15 protein-coding genes are annotated in these 20,629 nt (G+C 67.4%); 5 read left to right on the top strand and 10 right to left on the bottom strand.

The window, feature by feature from the left end; all coding sequences use genetic code 11:
• Positions 1-2: 2 nt before the first annotated feature.
• Positions 3-665 carry a haloacid dehalogenase type II gene (locus tag MF609_RS10000; RefSeq protein ID WP_242416171.1) on the bottom strand — a complete coding sequence of 221 codons (663 nt, stop codon included), beginning with the start codon at positions 663-665 and terminating at the stop codon, positions 3-5.
• Positions 666-973: 308 nt separating this feature from the next.
• Between MF609_RS10000 and MF609_RS09995 the strand changes: the two genes are divergently transcribed.
• Genes MF609_RS09995 through MF609_RS09975 form a run of 5 tightly spaced genes read left to right on the top strand, consistent with a single transcriptional unit; the run spans position 974 to position 6,616 of the window.
• A complete protein-coding gene (locus tag MF609_RS09995) occupies positions 974-2,401 on the top strand; it encodes an aldehyde dehydrogenase family protein (protein WP_242416170.1) in 1,428 nt (475 codons plus the stop codon).
• Positions 2,402-2,420: 19 nt separating this feature from the next.
• Positions 2,421-3,602, top strand: coding sequence for a DSD1 family PLP-dependent enzyme (locus tag MF609_RS09990; protein WP_242416169.1), 1,182 nt, complete (start codon positions 2,421-2,423; stop codon positions 3,600-3,602).
• The gene (locus tag MF609_RS09985; RefSeq protein WP_242416168.1) at positions 3,602-4,000 is read left to right on the top strand and encodes a RidA family protein; all 399 of its coding nucleotides are present in this window, start codon (positions 3,602-3,604) and stop codon (positions 3,998-4,000) included. Before MF609_RS09990 ends, MF609_RS09985 begins: the two co-directional genes overlap by 1 nt.
• 30 nt (positions 4,001-4,030) lie before the next feature.
• Positions 4,031-5,239 (top strand): acetyltransferase domain-containing protein, encoded by a 1,209-nt coding sequence (locus tag MF609_RS09980; RefSeq protein ID WP_242416167.1) that lies wholly within the window; start codon positions 4,031-4,033, stop codon positions 5,237-5,239.
• A 51-nt stretch (positions 5,240-5,290) separates the two neighbouring features.
• On the top strand, positions 5,291-6,616 hold the full coding sequence (locus MF609_RS09975) for an NAD(P)/FAD-dependent oxidoreductase (protein WP_242416166.1): 1,326 nt from the start codon (positions 5,291-5,293) through the stop codon (positions 6,614-6,616).
• A 317-nt stretch (positions 6,617-6,933) separates the two neighbouring features.
• Here the strand turns inward: MF609_RS09975 and MF609_RS09970 are convergent, their stop codons facing one another.
• The 9 genes from MF609_RS09970 to MF609_RS09930 all read right to left on the bottom strand — a co-directional run bounded on the left by MF609_RS09970 (position 6,934) and on the right by MF609_RS09930 (position 20,565).
• Positions 6,934-10,137: an efflux RND transporter permease subunit gene (locus tag MF609_RS09970; RefSeq protein WP_242416165.1), complete on the bottom strand. Its 3,204-nt coding sequence runs from the start codon at positions 10,135-10,137 to the stop codon at positions 6,934-6,936.
• Between the two features lie 3 nt (positions 10,138-10,140).
• A complete protein-coding gene (locus MF609_RS09965) occupies positions 10,141-11,304 on the bottom strand; it encodes an efflux RND transporter periplasmic adaptor subunit (RefSeq protein WP_473829127.1) in 1,164 nt (387 codons plus the stop codon).
• Positions 11,301-12,563 carry a TolC family protein gene (locus tag MF609_RS09960; protein ID WP_242416164.1) on the bottom strand — a complete coding sequence of 421 codons (1,263 nt, stop codon included), beginning with the start codon at positions 12,561-12,563 and terminating at the stop codon, positions 11,301-11,303. The genes MF609_RS09965 and MF609_RS09960 overlap by 4 nt, the downstream gene beginning before the upstream one ends.
• Before the next feature lie 56 nt (positions 12,564-12,619).
• Positions 12,620-12,949, bottom strand: coding sequence for a hypothetical protein (locus tag MF609_RS09955; protein ID WP_242416163.1), 330 nt, complete (start codon positions 12,947-12,949; stop codon positions 12,620-12,622).
• Between the two features lie 45 nt (positions 12,950-12,994).
• Positions 12,995-13,402 carry a hypothetical protein gene (locus MF609_RS09950; RefSeq protein ID WP_242416162.1) on the bottom strand — a complete coding sequence of 136 codons (408 nt, stop codon included), beginning with the start codon at positions 13,400-13,402 and terminating at the stop codon, positions 12,995-12,997.
• Between the two features lie 332 nt (positions 13,403-13,734).
• Positions 13,735-14,346, bottom strand: a complete 612-nt coding sequence (locus tag MF609_RS09945; RefSeq protein WP_242416161.1) for a TetR/AcrR family transcriptional regulator — start codon at positions 14,344-14,346, stop codon at positions 13,735-13,737.
• 43 nt (positions 14,347-14,389) lie between these two features.
• Positions 14,390-15,856 carry a glycoside hydrolase family 125 protein gene (locus tag MF609_RS09940; RefSeq protein ID WP_419723091.1) on the bottom strand — a complete coding sequence of 489 codons (1,467 nt, stop codon included), beginning with the start codon at positions 15,854-15,856 and terminating at the stop codon, positions 14,390-14,392.
• A gap of 37 nt (positions 15,857-15,893) precedes the next feature.
• Entirely contained in the window at positions 15,894-17,402 is a 1,509-nt protein-coding gene (locus MF609_RS09935) for a tryptophan halogenase family protein (protein WP_242416160.1), read from the bottom strand.
• A gap of 100 nt (positions 17,403-17,502) precedes the next feature.
• Positions 17,503-20,565 carry a TonB-dependent receptor gene (locus MF609_RS09930; RefSeq protein WP_242416159.1) on the bottom strand — a complete coding sequence of 1,021 codons (3,063 nt, stop codon included), beginning with the start codon at positions 20,563-20,565 and terminating at the stop codon, positions 17,503-17,505.
• Positions 20,566-20,629 lie beyond the last annotated feature (64 nt).

Raw genomic sequence — 20,629 nt, 5'->3', positions numbered from 1 at the left:
GTTCACAGCCCCACCAGCCCCGGCAGACCCGCGATGCTCGGGATATCATGCACCTGATAATAGCTGTTGAGCGGTTCGTGCCCGCGATTGACGAACGCCTTGTTCTTGATGCCCATGTCATAGGCGGTCATCAGGTCGTAGCGGAAGCTGGACGAGACGTGCAGCACGTCCTCCGGCCCGCAGCCGAGCTGGTCGAACATATATTCGAACGCCTGCATCCGCGGCTTGTAGGCCTGTGCCTCCTCGGCGGTATAGGCGGCGTGGAACGGCGCTTCGAGGTTGCGGACGCTGTGCGGGATCAGGTCGACCATCGAATTGGACAGGATCACCAGCGGATATTCCGCCGCGACGCGCTTGAGCGGTTCGACCACGTCTGGGTGCGGCCCCCAGGTCGGCACGGCGGCATAGACGTCGGCGGTGTCGCTGTCGCGATACTCGATGCCCCATTTGGCGCAGGTCCGGCGCAGCGATCCCTCGACCACGTCGCGATAAGGTTTCCATGCGCCGAGCACCTCGTCGAGGCGATAGGCGGAGAAATCGTCGCAGAACCGGTCCATGTCCTCGGCCGCGATACGGTCGGCGTAGAGGCGGCGCGCGACCGGCGCCATCTCGAAATAGATCAGCGTGCCATAACAATCGAACGTGATGTACTTTGGACGAAGCACGATCGGCCCCCTTGCTGTAGTGATATTGCCGGACATGGTGATAGCCCCCGACCGGCGGCAGAATTGCTCGTTGCGCCGGTGCCGATGGGGCGCGGCGCGCGACCTTTGCGTCGTTGCAGCATAATATGCCGCCCGTTTCGCGCCCCGAAACGGTGTTGTCGGCCCCAGAGCGGGTGAAATCGCTTGCCGCGACCGCCGCATCGCTCCGGGAATGCCGTTTACGACCCCGTTTTCGGAAGCGTCTGCCGACATGCCGTCGCTAGAATGGCGCAAGAGCCGATGACGCATCGGTACCGGGACGGGTGGATATGACGAACGACAAGGCGGGATATTTCTACATCGATGGCGACTGGTGCCTGCCGGTGGCGTCGTCTCCCGCCATCACCGTGATCGACCCGGCGACCGAGAGCGAGATCGGCACTATCGCGGCAGGGTCTGCCGCCGATGTCGACCGCGCGGTTGCCGCCGCCGCCCGCGCCTTCCCAACCTTTGCCGTCAGCCCGGTCGCCGACCGGATCGCGCTGCTCGGCCGGATCGTCGCGCTGCTGGAGGAACGCGCCGAAGCCTTCGCTCAGGCGATCGCGACCGAAATGGGCGCGGCGATCGGCTTCGCCCGCGCGTCGCAGGTGCCCTTCGCCATCGCCCATGTCCGGGCGCAAATGGAGGTGCTGGCCGACTACCGCTTCGAACGGCCGGACGCCGGGTTCACCTTGCACAAGGAGGCAATCGGCGTCTGTGCGCTCATCACCCCGTGGAACTGGCCGCTCTATCAGATCACCGCGAAGGTCGCGCCGGCTATCGCCGCCGGTTGCCCGGTCGTGCTGAAGCCCAGCGAATTGTCGCCCTATAGCGCGCTGCTGTTCGCACAGGTGATGCATGACGCCGGTACGCCGGCGGGTGTCTTCAACCTCGTCGGCGGAACCGGCGAAGTCGTCGGCGCGGCGCTGGCGGCGCATCCCGATGTCGCGATGATCTCGATCACCGGATCGACCCGCGCCGGCGTGCTGGTGGCACAGGCGGCGGCGGTCAGCGTGAAGCGCGTGGTGCAGGAACTGGGCGGCAAGTCACCCAACATCCTGCTGCCCGATGCCGATTTCGCGCTGGCCGTCACGCGCGGCGTCATGGCCGGGATGCGCAATGTCGGCCAGTCGTGCAGCGCCCCCACTCGGATGCTGGTCCCTGACGACCGTCTGGCGGAGGTCGAGGCACTGGCGGCGGCCGCCGCCGACGATTGGTGCGTCGGCTCGCCTATGGACGAGGCGACGACGATGGGTCCGATCGCCAATGCCGCGCAGCACGCCCGCGTCCAGGACATGATCGCGGCGGGGCTGTCGGACGGCGCACGGCTGATCGCGGGTGGCCCCGGCCGTCCCGCCGGGCTGAACCGCGGTTTCTATGTCCGCCCGACCGTCTTTTCCGGCGTGACCCGCGACATGCGTATCGCACGCGAGGAGATTTTCGGCCCTGTCCTCTGCATCATGCCCTATGCAGATGAGGAAGAGGCGGTATCGATCGCCAACGACACCGTCTATGGACTTGGCGCGCATGTGCAGTCGGGCGATCCGGCCCGCGCAAGGGCCGTCGCCCGGCGCATCCGGTCGGGACAGGTGCATATCAACTACCCCGCATGGACCGCGCACGCGCCGTTCGGCGGATACAAGCAATCGGGCAATGGCCGGGAATATGGCGTCCACGGGTTCGAGGAATATCTCGAAACCAAGGCGATCCTGGCCTGACCCCGGCATGGAGACCAAGATGACATATGCCGACACGCTCACCGCCCCGGTGACGGCCCCCGCGACGGAGACGCTGGCCACGGTCGAGACCCCGTGCCTCGTCCTCGACGCCGACCGGATGGATCGCAACATCGCCCGGCTGAAGGCGCATCTGGCGCCGATGGGCGTGACGCTGCGCCCGCATCTGAAGACGGGCAAGTCGGTCGAGGTCGCGGCGCGACTGATGGAAAGCCCGGCGGGGCCGGCGACCGTCTCGACGCTGCGCGAGGCCGAACAGTTCGCCGATGCTGGCGTGCGCGACATGATCTATGCGGTCGGCATCGCGCCCGACAAGCTGCCCCGCGTGCTGGCACTGCGCGCCCGCGGCGTCGACCTGGCGGTGATCCTCGATACCGTCGAACAGGCGGAAGCGGTCGCGGCGGCCTCGCGCGAAGCGGGCACCGCGATCCCCGCGCTGATCGAGATCGATTGCGACGGCCATCGGTCGGGCGTCCTACCGGGCGACACCGCCCAACTGCTGGCGATCGGCCGGGCGCTGGCGAAGGGCGGCGAACTGCGCGGCGTGCTGACCCATGCCGGTGGCAGCTATGCCGCGCGGACCCCGGAAGAACTGCGCCATTATGCCGAGATCGAGCGCAAGAGCGTGGTCGACGTCGCCGAGGTGCTGCGCGCCGATGGCCATGCCTGTCCGGTCGTCAGTGTCGGATCGACCCCGACCGCGCATTTCGCGACCGACCTGACCGGCGTGACCGAAGTGCGTGCCGGCGTGTTCGTATTCTTCGATCTGGTGATGCACGGCATCGGCGTCTGCGCGATCGATGATATCGCGCTGTCGGTGCTGGGCACGGTCATCGGGTTCCAGCGGGAAAAGGGCTGGATCCTGATCGACGCCGGCTGGATGGCGATGTCGCGCGATCGCGGGACGGCCAAGCAACCGGTCGACCAGGGCTATGGCGTCGTCTGCACGCTGGACGGCACGCCCTATCCCGACCTGATCCTGGCCGATGCCAATCAGGAACACGGCATCATCACCGTGCGGCCGGGTTCGGGCGGCACCCTGCCCCCGCTCGCGATCGGCGACCGGGTCCGCGTCCTGCCCAACCATGCCTGTTCGACCGGCGCGCAGCATCCCGCCTATCACGTCGTCCACGGCAAGGAGCCGCAGGTCGCCGCGACGTGGCAGCGTTTCGGAGGATGGTAATGACCGACACCCGCATCGACCCCGTGCTGACCCACGACGCGCCGCTCCCCGCCGGGCATTATTCGCAGGCCGTACGCGCGGGCGACCAGCTCTACATCTCCGGCCAGTTACCGATCCGCGCCGATGGCGCGCCGCTCGACGACATGGCGTTCGAGGCGCAGGCGGCACAGGCGATCGACAATATGCTGGCGATCCTGACGGCGGCGGGCGGCACGCCCGACCGGCTGGCGCGGGTTACCGCCTATATCGTCGGCGTGGACAACTGGCCGCGCTTCAACACCGTCTATGCCGCCCGGCTGGGCGATGCCCGGCCGGCGCGGACGGTCGTGCCGGTGCCCGAGCTGCATTATGGCTATCTGGTCGAAATCGACGCCGTCGCGCACCTGACACGCGACTGATTTCCTTCTTATCCGGCGGAGTCCATCATCATGGCGAGCATTACGACGGCGGGCTTCCAACCGGATCGCACCGCATCCCCGCCAGGGGCAGCCGGCGCGGTCCCGCGCGCCGCCGCCCGGCTGGTCAGCATCGACGCGTTGCGCGGCTTCGTGATGGTGCTGATGCTGCTCGACCATATTCGCGAAGCGTTCCTGCTATGGGTGCCGATCGGCGACCCGGTGGACGCGCTGACGGTCGATCCGTCGTCGTTCTTCAGCCGGCTGACCAGCACGGTCTGTGCGCCGGTATTCGTCGCGCTGACCGGGCTTGGCGCCTATCTTTACGGGCAGAAGCACAGCCGGGCGGAAACCAGCGCGTTCCTGTTCAAGCGTGGCGCGCTGCTCGTCCTGCTCGAACTGACCGTCGTCAACTTCGTGTGGCGCGCCGAATTCCCGCCGACGATCCTGTATCTGCAGGTCATCTGGGCGATCGGGCTGAGCATGATCGTGCTGTCGGCACTGATCCGCCTGCCCCATGCCGCGATCCTGGCGATCGGCGTCGCCATCGTCGCCGGGCATAACCTGCTCAGCCCGATCGACATTCCCGAAGGTGCGCCGTTCCACACCCTCTGGGCGTTCCTGCACGATCGCGGCACGGTCAGCTTCGGCGGCTTCCCGGTGCGCTTCAGCTATCCGCTGCTGCCGTGGATCGGCGTGATCTGTCTTGGCTGGGCGATCGGCCCGTGGTTCGCCGGTGGCGATCCCGCCACGCGCCAGCGGCGGCTGCTACAGGCCGGTGCGGCGATGCTGATCGGCTTCGTCGTCCTGCGCGCGATCAACGTCTATGGCGACACGCCGTGGTTCGTCGTCCCCGGATCGCCGATCCGCACCGTCATGAGCTTCCTCGCGCTCACCAAATATCCGCCCTCGCTGCTGTTCGTGCTGGCGACGCTTGGCGTCGGCCTGCTGCTGCTGGCATGGTTCGACCGTGTGCAGGACAGCCGGGCGATCGGCTGGCTGGCGATATTCGGTGGCGCGCCGATGTTCTTCTACCTGTTCCACCTCTACGTCCTGCGCGTGATGTATCTCGCCGCCGTCGCGATCTGGGGCATCAATCACGACACGGTGTTCGGCTTCCCCTCGATCCAGTGGATCTGGCTGATGTGGATCGCGATGATCGTGCCGCTCTATTTCCCGACGCGCTGGTTCTCGAACCTGAAGAAGCGCCGCAAGGACATTGGCTGGCTCAAATATTTCTGAGCCGGCCTGCCCACCCCACGCCTGTCAACCCGGACCCGCTGGAGCCCCGGAATGCCCGCACCGCTTACCCTTGTCGATTCTAGCCCCGCCCTGCCCGAAAGTGCCGATGTCGTCGTGATCGGCGGCGGCATCGTCGGCAGCTTCACCGCTTATTATCTGGCGAAACGCGGGTTGAAGGTGGCGCTGATCGAAAAAGGCCGCGTCGGCGCGGAACAGTCCAGCCGCAACTGGGGCTGGTGCCGGCAGCAGAACCGCGACGCGCGCGAATTGCCGATGGCGACCAAGGCGCTCGACCTGTGGGAGCAATTCGCCGCCGACACGGGGGAAGCGACGGGTTTCAGCCGCTGCGGCCTGCTCTATCTGAGCGATAACGAGGCGGAGATCGAAGGCTGGGCCCGGTGGCGCGACTTCGCGCAGACGGCCGGCGTCACCACCCATATGCTCTCCGCAGCCGAGGCCAGCGAACGCGGCCGGTTCAGCAACAAGGCGTGGAAGGGCGGCGTCTTTTCTCCCACCGACGGCACCGCCGATCCGTCGCGCGCCGCTCCTGCCGCCTCGCGCGCGATCATGGCTCTGGGGGGCACGGTGCATCAGAATTGCGCGGTACGCGGGCTGGAGACGGAGGGCGGTCGCCTGTCGGCGGTCGTCACCGAACAGGGCACGATCCGCACGCGGATCGCGGTACTGTCGGCCGGGGCGTGGGCATCGTCCTTCTGCTACCAATATGGCATCCGCTTTCCACAGGCGACGATCCGTCAGACGGTGATGGCGGTGGCACCGGGCGAGGATATCTTCCCGGCTGCGATGCACAGCGACTATATCTCGATGACCCGGCGCGGCGATGGCGGCTATACCCTGTCGATCAGCGGTAGCGGCAAGGTCGATCCGACCCCGCAATTCCTGCGTTTCTCGACCCAGTTCCTGCCGATGTTCCTGCGGCGCTGGCGCAAGCTGTCGCCCGGCGGGCTGGAGGGCGTGCGCTCGGGCCACGAACAGGTCGGTCGCTGGAAGCTCGACCAGCCGACGCCGATGGAGGCGATGCGCATCCTCGATCCCACACCCGACCCCGCGACCGTCAAGCGCACCCATGCCCGCGCGCTGGAGCTGATGCCGCGCCTGGCCGAACGCGCCGTGACCGGGGCATGGGCCGGCTATGTCGACAGCACGCCCGACGGCGTGCCCGGCATCGGCGAGACGGAAGAAGTTCCCGGCCTGGTGTTGGCGGCGGGGTTCAGCGGTCACGGCTTCGGCATCGGACCCGGCGCGGGCCATCTGATCGCCGATATCGTCAGCGGCGCCGCACCGATCGTCGATCCCAAACCCTATCACCCGAGCCGCTTCCGCAGCTCGTCCTGGGGCAAGGTCGCCGAGTTCTGAGGCGGGTTGAGGGGTAACGATGGCGAACTCCCCGCCGTGACGAGAGGCGGATGGCCTTCAATGACCGCAACGGCATGTACGCCCGCCCGTAGCCGACCCATCCCCGCCCCCCAATTGTCACGGAGGGGGCGGGCAGCGCCGGTCCCGCGACCTCTTCCATCGCGACCAAACCGTCGCCCCAGCGAAGGCTGGGGCCTAAAGCGGCTCTGGTCCCGCCCTTGTAGGGGGAGACCCCAGCCTTCGCTGGGGTGACGATCGGTTGATATAAGCGTCCGACGCCCGCCCGGCCCGAACCCATGTTCGGGCCGGACCTCGTTTCAGGCCAGCTGCGGCAACTCCCCTTTCCCCGCCACCGCGCGCTGCCCGAACCGCGCATACAGCGTCGGCAGAACGAACAGCGTCAGCAGCGTCGCGGAGATCAGCCCGCCGATCACCACCGTGGCAAGCGGCTTCTGCACCTCCGCCCCCGCCCCTTGCGAGAACGCCATAGGCACGAAGCCGAGGCTGGCGACCAGCGCCGTCATCACCACCGGGCGCAGGCGCTGCATCGCGCCGATCCGCGCCGCCTCCGCCCGGTCCATGCCGCTGCGGACCAGCGCCTGGATCGAACTGACCATCACCAGCCCGTTCAGCACGGCGATCCCCGACAGGGCGATGAACCCGACCGCCGCCGACACCGAAAAGTCCATGCCGCGCACGAACAGCAGCAGCACGCCGCCCACCAGTGCGAACGGCACGCCGGTAAAGACGATCGCCGCATCGCGGACCGCACCCAATGCACCGTAGAGCAGCAGCAGGATCAGCACGAAACAGACCGGGATCACCAGTTGCAACCGCGCACTGGCCGAAGCCAGATTTTCGAACTGCCCGCCCCATTCCAGATAGGTGCCCGCCGGCAGCCGGATGTCGCGGGCGATCGCCGCCTGCGCCTCCGCCACGACCGAGCCGACATCGCGGCCGCGCACATTGGCCTGGACGACGACGCGACGCTTGCCGTTCTCGCGGCTGATCTGGTTCGGACCGTCGGTCACGCGGATTTCGGCCACGCTGGCGAGCGGCACATAGCCGCCGCCCGCCACCGGGACCTGCACCTGCCGCAGCACGCCCATGTCCGCGCGCTGGTCGTCCGACAGGCGGATGACGACCGGGAAGCGGCGATCCCCTTCGAAGATCATCCCCGCCTCGCGCCCGCCGATCGTGGCGGTAATCGTGTCCTGCACATCCTGCGCGGTGATGCCCAGCCGCGCCATCGCGTCGCGATCGACGCGAATGTCCAGCATCGGCAAGCCGGTCGTCTGCTCCACCTTCACATCGACCGCACCCGACGTGCGGCGCAGGACCCCGGCGATCTGCTCCGCCGTGCGGTTCATCGCCGCGAAGTCGTCGCCGAACACCTTCACCGCGATATCGCCGCGCACGCCCGCGATCAGTTCGTTGAAGCGCATCTGGATCGGCTGCGTGATCTCATAGGCATTGCCGGGGATGGTAGCGAGCTGCCCCTCGATCCGCTCCACCAGCGCTTCCTTGGACAATGCGGGGTCCGGCCAGTCGGCGCGTGGCTTCAGGATGACGAACATGTCGGTCGCGTTGGGCGGCATCGGGTCCGATGCCAGTTCCGCCGTGCCCGTCTTGGAAAAGACGAACTTCACCTCCCCTTGCCGCGACATCATCCGTTCGATCGGGACCTGCATCGCCTGGCTCTGCTGGACCGAGGTCGCCGGGATGCGCAGCGCCTGGATCAACAGGTCACCCTCGTCCAGCTGCGGCAGAAACACCGAGCCCAGCGAGGCGAATGCCAGCGCCGCGACGCCGAAGCTGGCCACGCCCGCGCCGATGGTCAGCGTCGGCCGCCGCATCGCCCGGTCGAGGCCGGGGGCATAGCGGCGCTTCAGCCATGCGACGATCAGCCCGTCCTTTTCCTCGACCCGGTTCGACAGCCAGATCGCGATCAGCGCGGGGACGAAGGTCAACGACAGGACGAAGGCGAAGGCGAGCGCGATGATGACCGTCAACGCCATCGGCACGAACGTCTTGCCCTCGACGCCGGTCAGGGTCAGCAGCGGCACATAGACGAGGATGATGATCGCCTGTCCATAGACCGATGGCCGCGCCATCTCCTGCGTGGCGGCGGTGACCGTCGCCAGCCGCTCCTGCACGGTCAGCAACCGCCCCTCGCGATGCTGATATTCGGCGATGCGGCGCAGGGCGTTCTCGACGATGATGACCGCGCCGTCGACGATCAGCCCGAAATCCAGCGCGCCCAGACTCATCAGATTCGCCGAAACCCCGGCGCGCAACATGCCGAACCCGGTCAGCATCATCGTGATCGGAATGACCAGCGCCGCGATCAGCGCCGCCCGGATGTTGCCGAGCAGCAGGAACAGCACGGCGATGACCAGCAACGCGCCTTCGGTCAGGTTCTGCGCCACCGTGCGGATCGTCGAATTGACCAGGTCGGTGCGGTTCAGCACCGGCTGGATGATGACGTCGGGCGGCAGCGACGCGTTGATCTCGCCCAGCCGTCGTTCGACGTCGCTTGCCACGGTACGGCTGTTCTCGCCGACGCGCATGACCGCCGTGCCGACCACGACCTCGGTCCCGTTCTCCGATGCCGATCCCATGCGGATCGCCTGTCCGGTGCGAACGGTCGCGACCTGGTCCAGCGTGATCGGCACCCCTTCGCGGGTCGCGATCACCGTCCGTCCCAGTTCCGCCGCATTGCGGATCAGCGCGTCGGACCGCACGGCCAGCCCCTCGCCATTGCGGTTCACGAACCCGCCGCCGACACTGGTGTTGTTGCGCTCCAGCGCGGTGGCGAGATCGGTCAGCGTCAGGCGCAGCGCCGCAAGCTTGGCGACGTCGGGCACCACCAGGAACTGCTTCACATAGCCGCCGATCGAATCGATCCCGGCCAGTCCCGGCGTATTCTTCAGCAGCGGGGCGACGATCCAGTCCTGTGCTGTCCGCAGATAGGTCGCCTTGTCCTCCTCGCTGGTCAGCCGCTCGCCCTCGGGCGTGATATAGCTGCCGTCGGGCTGCTGCCCCGGCTCGCCCGGCTTGTGCCGGTCGTCGGCGCGATGTTCGAGATGGACGGTGTACATATACACCTCGCCCAAGCCGGTCGCGATCGGTCCCATTTCGGGGTTAACCCCGGCGGGCAGGTTTTCGCGTACGCCCTGCAACCGTTCGCCGACCTGCTGGCGCGCGAAGTAGATGTCGGTCGCATCGGTGAAGACGGCGGTGATCTGCGCGAAACCGTTGCGGCTGAGCGAGCGGGTATATTCGAGGCCCGGCACGCCCGCGAGCGCGGTTTCGATCGGGAACGAGACCTGTTTCTCGACCAGTTCGGGCGACAGCGCGGGCGCGCGGACGTTGATCTGCACCTGATTGTTGGTGATGTCGGGCACCGCATCGATCGGCAGCTGATAGAGCGAATAGGCGCCGATAGTGGCGGCGATGGCGGTGAGCAGCAGGACGAGCCAGCGCTGCGCGACCGCCCAGGAGACGATACGGGCGATCATGGCTCAATCCTCATGCGTCGCTTCGCCCTTGCCGAGTTCGGCCTTGAGCGTGAAGCTGCCGGTGGTGGCGATCTGTTCGGTGCCGGTCAGGCCGGAGCGAACGATCACGGTGTCGCCCGATGCGTCGCCCAGCGTGACCGGCGTTACCCGGAACCCCTTTGGCGTCCGCACGAACACGACCGATTTGCCGTCGTTCGTCTGGACCGCGGTCGTCGGCACGCGGACCGATGCCGCCCCGCCGCCGCCGGCCAGCTGCACCGCCGCCGTGACGCTCTCCCCCACGCGCCAGAGGCCGCCGCGATTGTCGAGCGTCGCCAGCACCGGGACCAGCCGCGTCTCTGGATCGAGGACCGGCGACACGAAGTCGATCCGCGCCGTCGCCTGTCGCCCGGCCGCCGTCACCGTAACGCCCCCGCCCGGCGCAACCCGGCCGGCATCGGCGGGCTGGAGGTTCAGCGACAGCGCGACCCGACCGAGATTGGCGATGCGGTAGAGTTCGGCATCCGCCGCCACCGTCTGCCCCAGCATCACCGGCCGGGCGATCACCTGCCCGCCGATCGGAGCGACGATGCCCAGCCGGTTGAGGCCGCCGCCGCTCACCCCCGCCGCCGACACCTGACTCTGCGCCTGGGCCAGCGCGATCCGCGCCTCGGTCGCGGCGGTCCGCGCCGCGACCAGATCCTGTTCGGGCGAGACGCGCTGCGCGAACAGCCGCTGTTCACGCGCGAGATTGGTGTTGGCGAGGTGCAGCCGGGCGCGCGCCGCCTCGACCTCGCCCTTGATCTGCGCCGCCTCGCGGCTTTCGACGACCGCCAGCACCTGCCCGCGCCCGACCGACTGGCCGAGATTGCGATGGAGCGCGACGACCCGGCCGGCGATCGCCGCCGACACGACCTGCGTCCCCTGCGGATCGCCCGCAATCGTCGCGGGAAGCTCGATCGTCCCGGCCCCGCCCACGATCGGTCGAGCCAGCTGGACCCCGGCGGCGCGGATCTGGTCCGGCGTCAGCGTCACCATATCCTCTGCGCCATGCCCGCCCTCGGTATGCCCGCCCTCGGCATGGCCCGCCTCACCGGCCTCCGCCCCGTTGCCGCCATCGCTGCCACCGCACGCGGTCAGCAGCAGCGCGAGCGCGCCTGCGCCCGCCCAATGAACGTTCCGCATCATCGAATTTCCCCCGTCATGGGTGCAGGCACCGGGGCGGTCAGCCGCGCCAGTCGTGCCCGTGCAGTGTGATAGTCGGCCAGCGCGTCGATCGCGGCCAGCCGCGTGTCCGCCAGCGTGCGTTCGGCATCGAGCAGGTCGATCTGCCCGAACTTCCCCTCGCGATAGCCGATCCGCGCGATCCGCGCCGCCTCCTGCGCGGCAGCCAGGGCGGGAACGGTCGTCCGCGCCGCCGTATCGGCATTGGCCAGGTCGGCCTGCGCATCGGTGATCGCCTGTTCGAGGTCGAGCGCGGTCATCCGCCGCTGGGCATCAGCCTGCAACCGCTCAGCCTGCGCCCGCGCCACGGCGGCGCGGCCATTGTCGAACAGCGGGATGGGGATCGACACGCTGAACACCGCCGCCATGTCGCGCGTCGCCTCCAGCCGGCGCAGCGCCGGCCCGATATTGAGGTCGGGCACGCGGTTCGCTCGCGCCAATCGCACGCCGCCCTCGGCAATCGCGAGATCGGCATCGGCCGCCGCCAGCGCCAGCATCGCTGTCGGCGCTTCCGCTGCCGTACCATCGACAGGCGGCAGCCGGTCGAGCATCGCCATATCGAGCGCGCCGATCGTCGGCATCGCGATCCGCCGGGCGAGATTGGCGCGCGAGGCCTCTGCCAGCCGCATGAAGCGTTCGACCGTCGCATCGGCGGTCAGACGGGCGACCTGTGCCCGCTGCTCCTCCAGCGGCGATGCCCGCCCCGCCTGCACCCGCACCGTCGCCGCGCGCAGCACATCGGCGGCGATGCGCGCCTGATCGCGCGCGGTCGCCAGCCGCCGTTCGGCAGCGACGGCGGCGACATAGAGTTGCGTCACCTGCAACCGGATATCCGCCGCGACGACCGCCGCCTGCACTTCCGCCCGCGACAGCTGCGCCTGTGCGACCGCCAGCCGCGCGCTGCGCTTGCCGCCCAGTTCGATGGGGATGGCGACGCCGAGCGTCGTCTCCGCGCTGTTCAGCCCGCTATACGGCCCGGTGCCGACGACATTCTCGATCTGTCCCTGTGCGACGGGATTGGGGCGGAGGCCCGCAACGGTACGGGCGGCCTGCGCCGCTTCGATCGCCGCGCCGGCAGCGTCCGCCGCCGGCGCGGCACCACCCGCCGCGACGACCGCCTGTTCGAGCGAAAGCACGGGCGTGGACGCCGGTGCCCCGCTTTGCGCCTGCGCCACACCGGCACAGGACGCCGCAGCCACGCAGGCTGCAAAAATCATCTTCATGGAATGGGGTTCCTGACCTGGTTCCGAGTGCCGGGATCACCGGCGGGCGGACAGGATCAGGCGCGTGGCGGGCGCGGCAGGACGCGGGCGAGGATACCCGCACGGTCGTCGGCGCGCCGGTCGATGCGGAGTCGCAGGTCGGTGCCTGACACCATACCCCCGACATTGGTCGCGGGCGTGCCGACATCATGGCCGTGACAGGTTGCGTGATGATGCGGCAGGGCGTTGTCATCGTCGCCCACCACTTCGTCGGCATCGCCCCGCGTATGAATACCGAACTCGATCCCGGCGATGCTGCCGCCCGCTGCCTCGGCCGCATGAGCCATGCTCGCCCAGCCGGTCAGGACCAGCATCAGGCAGGCAAGAAAGGGCAGCAGGTGACGCATCGCCGCAACCCTATCAGCTGCGGGCCGCCCTGTAACCCCTTCGGATCAATGACGCTCCGGTCGCGTCGGACGGGCTGCGCCGATGCTCGCCTGCATCGTTTCATATTGTTCGATCGTGAAGCCCGCCCGCAGGAACGCGGTCAGTTCGTGCGTCGGGACCGCGAAGCCGCGATGCCAGGCGTGTACCGCCATGCGGCGCAGCGCCTCCAGCCGGGGATCGGCGAGGGTCGGCGACCGCCCGCCCCGCCCGAATACCTTGCCCAGCGCGATCGACAGCGGCGACGGTTCGCGCAGCGACGACATCCGGTCGCCCTGCGCCAGCGCGACGACCGACCATTCCAGTGCGGTCAGCCCGGTCGCCGCGGCCTGCTTGGGCGTCGCATCGGGTGCGACGACGTCCGCGCCGATGAACGGCGACAGGATCGGATCGCTCGAAAAGTGAAGATAGGCCATGGAATTCCTCCCTGTTTTACAGCCGCGCCCGACCGTCGGCGGACACGATGGTGCCGCCGCCAAACCCTGTTCGGGGCCGTGCCGCTTGATTGGATGACGCGGATCGACGCTCGCCCGTGCGCGATCGCCGGGCGGATATCGGTCTGCCGGTAATGATTAGCTTGTGGTTGCGCGCCGCCGGTTACGGACGCGGCGGGCGGAAAGCGGGTTCGGGCATGGCGGCATCCTTGCGAAGGCCGGGAGCAACCCCCTTGGCCACCCCTTCTATACTGACTGGTATATTAATGCCGAAACGAGTCGTCAACGACTTTTGTACCGATCGGTAATTTATACTATCGCCCCGGCCACATCATCAGCCCGGTCGCGACCACCCGCTCCAGATCGGCGCGGGTCGCGCCCGATCCGGCCTGCACCGCCATTCCCTGCAGCATCGCGAACAGATAGCCGGTCAGGCCCGCGATATCGACATGGTCGGGCAGGTCGCCGTCGCGCTTGGCCTGTTCGAACCGCTCGACCAGTGCCGCATGGGACGATGCCCGGCGCTGCATCACATCGGCCTTGATCGATGCCGCCTCTGCGCCGCACGCGGTCATGCTGATGACGCCCAGGCACCCTTTGGGATCGCAGTTGCTGGTCTGCGCATCGATCGCGCCGCGCAGGATGTGTTCGGCGACGCCGCGCGCCGTCGGCTGCTGCAACGCCTGCCGCATATATTCCAGCTTCTCGGCCTCATAGAGGTCGAGCGCCTTGTGGAACAGCGCCTCCTTGTTGCCGAACGCCGCGTACAGGCTGGGCTTGGTAATGCCCATCGCCTCGGTCAGGTCCGCCATCGAGGCGCCTTCATAGCCTTTCGACCAAAAGACGCCGAGCGCCGCCGCCAGCGCTTGCGCGGTGCAGAATTCCCTGGGGCGGCCCTTGGCAGCAGTCGCAATGGTCTTTTCCATAACGACTGGTACATATTGCTTTCGGCGGCGGGTACAACCCCGCTTAGACGACGATGCGGTCCAGCGGTGCCTTCAACAGCTGGGGCCGGGCGGCCGCCAGATGCAGGATGAACTCGCCGAACAGGCCGTTGGCCCAGGCGAACCAGTCGCGGGTGAACTTCGCCGGATCGTCCTTTTCGAACGCCTCATGCATGAAACCGGTACCGGCATGGGTGCGCTTCAGTGTCGCCAGGCACTTCAGGATCGTGGCGTCGTCGGTCGCGGTCAGGCCGCGCACGATCAGCGACATCGGCCAGATATAGTCCATGCCCTGATGCGGACCGCCGATCCCCTCACCTGCCTTGCCCCTGAAGAACCACGGGTTCGCCTCGCTCCATGCCGCCGCCGCGGTGCGCCGCCACCGGGCGTCGGTAGGCGACACGCAGCCGAGCCACGCGAGGCTGGACAACGAGGGCACGTTCGCATCGTCCATGAAGATGGCATTGCCATAGCCGTCGACCTCATAGGCCCACACGTCGCTGCCATCGGGCAGACGCATCGTCCCGTGCTGCGCCACGGCGGCGGCGACTTCGTCGGCGAGCGCGGTGGCATCGTTGGCGAGCGCGCTGTCCTTACGGGCTTCGTTCGCGACCTGCGCCATTTCGCGCAACGTCGTGATCGCGAACATATTGGCCGGCACGAACAGCGGATATTGGCAGGCGTCGTCGGACGGGCGGAAACCCGAATGGATCATGCCATTCTTGCGCGTCGGTGCGCCATAGCCGGCGAGCAGCGTCTCGGTCGGCTGGCGGCTCGCGCGCTGGAATTTATAGGGTCCCGGCCCTTCCTTGCGCTGCTGCTCGCGGAAGGTGCGTACGATCGCGCGCATCGCCTCCGCCCAGGTCGCATCGAACGGCGCAGCATCACGGGTCGTCGTCCAATAGCCATGGCTCAACCGCATGACGTAGCAGAGCGAATCGATCTCCCACTTCCGTTCCGCGACACCCGGCTTCATCTCGGTCTCGTCGACCTTCGCCCATTCGAGCGAGGTCTTCGCCGTCGGGTCCTCCATGAAGGCATTGGCATAGGGATCGATCAGGACCGAGCGGGCGTGGCGCGCGATCAGCCCGCGGAACAGCTCGCGTAGCTTCGCGTCCTTGGGGGCGAGATGGAGGTAGGACTTCACCTGCGCCGCCGAATCGCGCAGCCACAGGCAGGGTATGTCGCCGGTAATGACGAAGCTGTCAGCCTTGCCGTCAACCATCCCCATCCGCACCGTGGTGTCGAGCGTGTTGGGATAGGCATTGGCGAACAGCCAGGCGAGTTCGGGATCGGCGATCATCCGGCTGACGCGGGCGATCTCCTGCTCGACGGCCTTGCTGACGAAGCGGCGGTCGGCCGGTGCGGGGCGCTTGCTGGGGAAGGCGGTCGCCTTGCCCTGCGCCATCGCCAGCGGGGCAACGCCGCCCATCGCCAGTCCCGCGCCCAGCAGCGCGCCCTGCGTCATCAACGTGCGGCGGTCGGTCGGCATCGGGCAATCTCCATGGATAAGCGGATCGGGTAACACATCAGGCGGCCATCGCCTTGCAATGGCGGTCGATGAACTGGTGGTGCGGCGGCATCGTGGCGACGGCGGCGGCAATGTCGCCCCGCACGCGTGCCAGATACTGGTCGAGATGCCCCTCCGGCATCGCATCGACGATCGGGTGGTAATCGGCGGGCAGGATCCCCTGCCCCACCATCACCTGTACCCAGCTGGGCAGTGCGAAGAAATCCTCGCCGTTGCGGAAATAGCGGCCATCGGCGCGAAACAGCTCCATCGCCTCGCGCAGGGGATCGGGTACGTCCATGGTGCGGCAATAGCGCCAGAACGGCGTGTCGTCGCGCGTCGTCGCCTTGTAATGCAGCACCAGGAAATCGCGGGTCCGCTCATATTCGAACGCGGTCTCGCGGTTGAACCGGTCGGCCAGCGCCGGGTCGAAATCGCGACCTGGAAACAGGCCCAGCAACCGGCGGATACCCGCCTGCGCCAGATAGATGCCGGTCGATTCCAGCGGTTCGAGGAACCCGGCGGCAAGGCCCAGCGCCACGACATTGCCGTTCCACGCCTTGACCCGCCGCCCCGCGGTGAAGCGCAGCTGGCGCGGCACGTCCAGTGCCTGCCCCTGTACCGTGCCGAGCAGGGTCGCAATCGCCTGCTCGTCGCTCTCATAGGCGCTGGAATAGACATGGCCGTTGCCGACCCGATGCTGCAACGGGATACGCCATTGCCAGCCGGACGGGCGCGCCGCCGCTTCGGTATAGGGCATGGCCGGACCGACCGATTCGGACGGCACCGCGAACGCCCGGTCGCACGGCAGCCAGTGCCGCCAGTCGAGATAGCCGGTCTTCAGCGTCTGTTCGATCAGCAGCCCGCGAAAGCCCGAACAGTCGATGAAGAACTCCCCCTCGACCCGCCGGCCATCGGCGAGGGTCAGGGCGGTGACATGACCTGTCTCGCCCTGCTGATGCACCTCGACGACCTTGCCCTCGATCCGCTCCACGCCGCGCCGCTCGGCCAGTTCGCGCAGGAACCGGGCATAGAGGACGGCGTCGAGATGATAGGCATAGGCGATGTCGGACAGCGGCGTGCCCGGCGGGCCGTCCCATTGAAACCGGCCGGCGGGCGCCGCTACCGTCTGCAGCGAATAGTCACCCAGCGGCGCGGCCTTGCCGGCAAGGAACCGGCGGAGCCACAGCTGGTGGAACGGCAGCGGCCCCAGCCCCTGTCCGATCGTGCCGAAACCGTGGATGTAGCTGTCGCCGACCCGGCCCCAGTCGGTGAAGCGGATGCCGAGCTTGAACGTGGCGTTGGTGCGCATCACGAACTCGCGTTCGTCGATGCCCAGCGTCTCGCTGTTGAACGTCTTCATATGGGGGACGCTCGATTCCCCCACCCCGACGATGCCGACCTCTTCGGATTCGACCAGCTGCACCGCCACGCCGCGGCCGAGATAGGTGGCGAGCGCCGCCGCCGCCATCCAGCCCGCACTGCCGCCACCCAGCACGACGATCGAACGGATGCGGTTGTCGGTCATGCGGATCAGGCTCCGTTACGCGCGTCGGGCGAAGGTCGTGGCGCGCGTCCTATCGGCGAATTCGGTCCCGTGCGCGAGGGGGCACACGGGACCGGACCGTTCAGAATTTGAAGGTCGCGCCGGCGAACAGGATGCGTCCCGAATAGCCGTTGGTCCAGAACCGGGCCTTGGTATCGTCGCCCAGATGCTGGCGCAGTTCCGATTTGGTCAGGTTCAGCACCGATGCCGACAGCACCAGCTGCGGCGTCAGGTTGTACGCGACGTTCAAATCCACCTGTTCATAGGGTTCGGTATAGATGGTCAGCTGGTTGTGCGTCCCGTTCACCACCTCGCCCCGGCGGTTGTACGATGCACGGGCCAGGAACGTGTCGTTTTCATAGAACAGCGTGAAGTTCGCCTGATTCTCCGCGCTGCCGACCAGCGGAGAGCGGGCGACCTCCCGCCCGTTCAGCACCACGGCGGCAAGGTTCGTATCGTTGAAGGTCAGGTTGGCCTGATAGCCCACACCGAAGTCGAACGTATGCTGGGCATAGAATTCGATACCCTGCGACACGCCGTCACGCCCATTGGCCTGGGTCGAGAAGTTGCGGACGTTGACCGTCTCTCCGCCGATCGTGACCGCCTGATCCTGCGACACCGGCACGACGAAGTTCTTCACGTCCTTGCGGAACAGGCCGACGCCGATCACCGACCCGCGATGATAATACCATTCGAGGCCGATGTCGTACTGCCATGCCTGGAACGCCTCGAGGTCCTTGTTCGACCCGCTGCCGGTCCAGCCGGGCTGGCTGGTGCCGCCGCCGGCCACGCGGTCGCTGCTATATTCCTCCGACACGAAGTTCAGCGCGCCGGGGAAGGCGAGATTGGTGAAGGCCGGCCGCGCGATCACCTTCGCCACCGCGCCGCGCGCGACGAGGTTCGGGGTCACGTCGAACGCGACGTTCAGGCTGGGCAGGACGTCGGTATAGGTCTTTTCCAGCGTGTTCAGCTCGAACGTCTTCTGCCGCACCTCGGCCCGGACGAAGCCGCTTTCGCAAATCTGGTTCGCAGCCCCCGGGGTACAGGCGAGCGGACGGCCATCGGGACCATCGGCGAAATAGTCGAGGAAGCGTTCGACCGCATCGGTCGATTCCGCGCGCTGCTTGGTATGGACGACCCGCACGCCCCAGTTACCGCGCAGGCGGTCGCTCTTCACATTGGCCTGCAGGTAGCCCGACCAGATTTTCTCACCCACATTGTAGATGAAGTCCGGCTCCTCGAACCGCACCGATCCGCCATAGCGATCGTCGAGATAGCTCAGATAATTGGTGAAGTTGATGCCGGGGAACACGTTCGCCGCGAAACCACCGGGAATGTTGGTGATCGGGTTCGACAGGAAGAACTCCGGCCGCGCGGTGCTGGCCGTCGTATCGCACTGCTGATAGCGGGTGGTCGTGCCCGGGCAGTTCCAGATGGTGTTGCCGGTGTTGCGATGCACGCTACCGTCACGATATTTCACGCCGAACTGCAGGGAGTCGAACGCGCCGTTCGACACCAGCCAGGTGCCGTCGGCCTGACCGTAATATTGCGAGATGCGGGTGTTGATCCACGACGAATCCGTCGATCCCACGTCGATCTCGGCAAGGCCGCCCAGAATGCGATCCTGCAGGTCGGGCGAGAAGGTCATGGTCGGCGTGCCGGTCAGGTCCCATGCGCTGAAGCGGTTGCCGGGCTGATAGGCACCGTTCACCGCCACGCGCGGCTTGGCCGACATGCGGAAGTTGATCGACGGCCCGCCTTCCGACCAGGTCCGGCCGAGCTTCACGACCCCGACGAAATTGTCGCTCTTATATTCGGCCTCGAAATCGGCGGTCTGCGACAGCGCTTCCTCGCGGCTGTAGCCGCCGGTCAGCTGCGGGGTGGGCACGGTGCAGTCGTCGGGACCCCAGCCGCCGGGCCGCTGGCCACCGGCCGCCGCCTCGGCCTCGCTGCAATAATATTTCTTGCCGTTGACCAGGCTGAACTGCGCGCCGGTCACGATGGTCCCGCTCGGGTCGAAGGTCAGCTTGTCGAGCAGACGCCCGCCCGCCCAGTTGCCGTCGCCATTATAGCGGGCGATGTTCCACTCGGGGATCTTCAGCGAATTGTTGACGTAATCGCCGGTCAGGTTGAACCGGAAATAGTTCGCGGTCAGCGTCAGCCCGTCGGTCGGCCGCCATTGTGCCGTCGCCTGGATGCCCAGCCGTTCGCGATTTTCGTCACGGATGCCGAAATTGACGGCGGTCGGCATGAAGAAGCCCGAATAGAGCCGGCCATTCTGGTCGTTGAAGCCCGACTGCCCCCACCATTCGCTCGGCTGCGGGGAAAAGGGCGTGCCATTGACGTCGACGCCGCTGCGCGACGGGTTCTGATCGTACCACAGCCAGTCCTCGGTCGTGGCGCTCATTGTGCGCGTCTGGCGCTTCTGCCACGTCGCGCTGACCAGCACGCCGAACGTCTCGTCCTTGTTCTTCCACGACAGCTGGCCCGACAGTTGCGGGTCGACGCCCTTGGTCGTGTCGGCATAGGTACCCTCGGCGGTCAGGAAGCCCGACCATGCCGGCAGGTCGAGCGGACGGCGGGTGTGCAGGATTACCGTGCCGCCGATGCCGCCTTCGTCGATGCGCGCCTCGGAGGACTTGAACAGCTCTGCCTTGCCCAGCAGGTTGGAGGGCATCAGCAGGAAGTTGAACGAGCGGGTCGCCTCGCTGTTCGTCTCCGACGTTGCGATATAATTGCCGTTGAGCAGCGTGAGCGTCAGGTCGGGCTGAAGCCCGCGCACGCTGACCGTGCGCCCTTCGCCGCCGTCGCGGGTGATGACCACGCCGGGCACACGCTGCAAGGCGTCGGCGACGTTGCGGTCCGGGAACTTGCTGATGTCCTCGGCGGTGATGACCTCGACCACCGCAGCCGAATTGCGCTTGTCGCGCAGGTTGCGATCGATCGACGAGCGATAGCCGCTGACGACGATCTCACCCTCGGCCTGTGCATCGTCGCTGCTGGTGATCGGTGCGTCGGTCCCGACCGGATCGGCACCGACCGTCGCCTGCGCCTGCGCGATTCCGGCGAACCCGATCATCCCGGCAACCGCGACACCGGTCATCAGCCCGGCCCGAACGCCACGCCCCATGCGAAACTTCTTCATCCCGTCCTCCCCTTTTGCAAGGGCGACCCTGGCCGCCCGCTTCGCTCCGGCGCGCTCGATCGGT

It is taken from the genome of Sphingomonas panni (assembly GCF_022664435.1).
GTDB classification, from domain to species: Bacteria; Pseudomonadota; Alphaproteobacteria; order Sphingomonadales; family Sphingomonadaceae; genus Sphingomonas; species Sphingomonas panni.
Note: the sequence above shows the minus strand (reverse complement) of the source record. Positions and strands in the feature narration are given on the sequence as shown.